The organism is Agromyces binzhouensis, from assembly GCF_004135055.1.
GTDB classification, from domain to species: Bacteria; Actinomycetota; Actinomycetes; order Actinomycetales; family Microbacteriaceae; genus Agromyces; species Agromyces binzhouensis.
On sequence record NZ_SDPL01000443.1, the window covers coordinates 1 to 2,473 of the forward strand.

A 2,473-nucleotide genomic window follows, 5' to 3' on the forward strand; every position below is an offset into this window, starting at 1 on the left:
GCGGCCGCCCGCCCGCCCGCGACGAGCCGGACGCCGAGGAGCAGGGCGGCGACGCCGACCAGCCCTGCGACGAGACCCCACGGGATCGAGACGCCGCCGATCTCCCATGCGTGCCGGTGCCCGATCGTCGCCACCGTGCCGTAGACCACGCCGACCGCGAACGCGATCGCCATGGTGCCGATCCGGGAGCCGAGCGATCGGCGCCCGGCGGCCGCGCTCACGGCGCCGGCGTCACGGTGTACGTCACCGTGCCGCCCTCGCCCGCGAGGATCACCAGGAGCTCGCCGTCGGTGTACACCGAGCCGGCCGCGGTCGCCTGCGCCATCGACGGGTCCTCGCGGAACCCGGCCCCCTGGACCTGTGCACGAGCATCGCCCAGGGGATCGGCCGCCTCGGACGAGAGGACCACGACCCAGCCCTCCGCGCCCGCGGCCCCGCCCGCGAGTTCGATGCTGCCGTCGATGATCGGCACCGAGGCCGGGAAGTCCGCGGGGAGCTCACCGCTCAGCTCGACCCGACCGCCCGTCGCGTCCTCGACGGCGTCCCCGACGCCGCGCTCGACGGTCTCCTGCACGACGCCCGTGCAGCCGGTGAGCAGGGTCGCCGCCGCGAGGCTCGCCACGATGGCGGTGGCGCGCACGCGCCTGGAGAAGATGGGCATGGGCGGGAGTCTAACCGCCGCGCCCGGGCCGCTGCTCCGAGGGCGACACCCCGGACCGGCGGCATGCCGTAGCGTGGTCGGCGGTGCGGCCGAACCGCCGCGGGAAGGACGATCGAGGATGCCCGAACAGCCCGGAACCGACGAGCACCGCCCGCCCGTGCGCATCGAGCGCGACGGCGTCGTCGCCACCGTCGTGATCGACCGGCCCGAGGCGCTCAACGCCCTCTCCCCCGACGTGCTCCGCGCGATCGCCGACGCGTTCGACGCGCTCCGGAACGAGGCGGACGCCGTTCGCGGCGTCATCGTCGTCGGCGAGGGCGGCCGCGCGTTCGTCGCCGGCGCGGACATCCGCTCGCTCTCGACGCTCACGCCCGATGAGGGCGCGGAGGCCGCGCGACTCGGTCACCGCGTCGCCGCGGCGATCGAGGCGTTCCCGGCTCCCGTCATCGCCTGCGTCGACGGGTTCGCGCTCGGCGGCGGGCTCGAACTCGCGCTCGCGTGCGATCTCATCTACGCGACCGAGTCGTCGTGGTTCGGTCAGCCCGAGGTCCGGCTCGGGCTCATCCCCGGGTTCGGCGGCACGGTCCGGCTCCCGCGCGCCGTCGGCCTCTCGCTCGCGAAGGAGCTCATCTTCACCGGGCGCCGCATCGACGCCGCGGCCGCGGAGTCGGCCGGCCTCGTCGCACGCCGATTCGCGGACCGCGACGCACTCCTCGCCGGAGCCAGGGCGACCATCGACGAGGTCTCCGCGAACGCCTGGACGGCGGTCGCCCTCGCCAAGCGCGTGCTCGTCGACGCGGCCGGGACGCCGACCGCCACGGCCACCGAGTTCGAGGTCGCGGGCTTCGCGGACGCGTTCCGGACCGACGACATGCGCGAGGGCGTGGCCGCCTTCATCGAGAAGCGGGAGCCGGAGTTCTCGGGTCGCTGACGCGGCGGCGGATGGCGCGGCGCGCGCGCCGCAGCTCCGGAACCGCCGTCGGGCCTCCGGAGTCCGGACCAGGGGTCCGGAGCCGGGTCAGCCGGTCACGTGCGTGCTGAGCCAGGACATGCCGTCGAAGCGGACGCCGTCTGCGCCGTACATCTCGAGGTGGAGGTGCGGACCGGTGGACTGGCCCGTCGTGCCGACCGCGCCGATCGGCTGACCGGCGGTGACGCGCTGCCCGGCGGCGACGGCGAGCGAGCCGTACTGCATGTGCGCGTAGAGCGACGTGACGACGACGCCGTCGATGTTGTGCTGCACCTCGACGTAGACGCCGAGGCCGCCGCCCGCCTCGGTCGCGGTGATCACGACGCCGTCGGCGATGGACCCGATCGTGGCGCCGAGTCCCGGGTTGAAGTCGATGCCGTCGTGGAAGGTCGAGCACCCTCCGCACGGTGCGATACGCGGGCCGAAGCCCGACGCGGTGCGCGAGGGGTCGACCGGCCACACCACGCGGTCCGCCTGCACGAGGGAGACCTCGCCCAGGCCGGCGACGCTCGACTCGATGGGCGGCGGGGCCGCCTCGACGTCCCAATCGCCGGCGTCGATCGGCTCGAGCGCGACCTCGGACCCGACCTCGAGCGTCTGGGAGCGGAACGAGATCGAGTCCTCGGCGGGTGCGTAGACCGAGGCACGGGCGACCGTGTCGGTCGCGGTGACCGCGAGTGCGGGGACGCTCGTCGAGAGCAGCATGCCCCCGGCGAAGGTCATCGCGCCGATCGTCATGACCGGACGCAGTGCGGCGGCGGCTCGACGGCGCGCCGGCCGGACGGCCGCCGATGCGGCGGTGGTCGGCTGCGCGGCCTCGGGGTTGGCGGAGGTTGCGGGGC

At 75.1% G+C, this 2,473-nt stretch carries 3 protein-coding genes and 1 pseudogene; 1 reads left to right on the plus strand and 3 read right to left on the minus strand.

What is annotated here, in order from left to right; all coding sequences use genetic code 11:
* Both ESO86_RS15410 and ESO86_RS15415 read right to left on the minus strand, forming a co-directional pair.
* Positions 1 to 221: pseudogene (locus ESO86_RS15410) on the minus strand (hypothetical protein); the annotation flags it as partial.
* The gene (locus tag ESO86_RS15415; RefSeq protein ID WP_129235764.1) at positions 218 to 661 is read right to left on the minus strand and encodes a hypothetical protein; all 444 of its coding nucleotides are present in this window, start codon (positions 659 to 661) and stop codon (positions 218 to 220) included. The pseudogene ESO86_RS15410 and the gene ESO86_RS15415, both read right to left, overlap by 4 nt.
* Positions 662 to 779: 118 nt before the next feature.
* Here ESO86_RS15415 and ESO86_RS15420 point away from each other — a divergent pair, with 118 nt between their 5' ends.
* A complete protein-coding gene (locus tag ESO86_RS15420) occupies positions 780 to 1,592 on the plus strand; it encodes an enoyl-CoA hydratase/isomerase family protein (RefSeq protein WP_129235765.1) in 813 nt (270 codons plus the stop codon).
* An 87-nt stretch (positions 1,593 to 1,679) separates the two neighbouring features.
* Here ESO86_RS15420 and ESO86_RS15425 read toward each other — a convergent pair.
* Positions 1,680 to 2,473, minus strand: a 794-nt coding sequence (locus ESO86_RS15425; RefSeq protein ID WP_207207175.1) for a M23 family metallopeptidase, incomplete at its 5' end; no start/stop codon positions are given.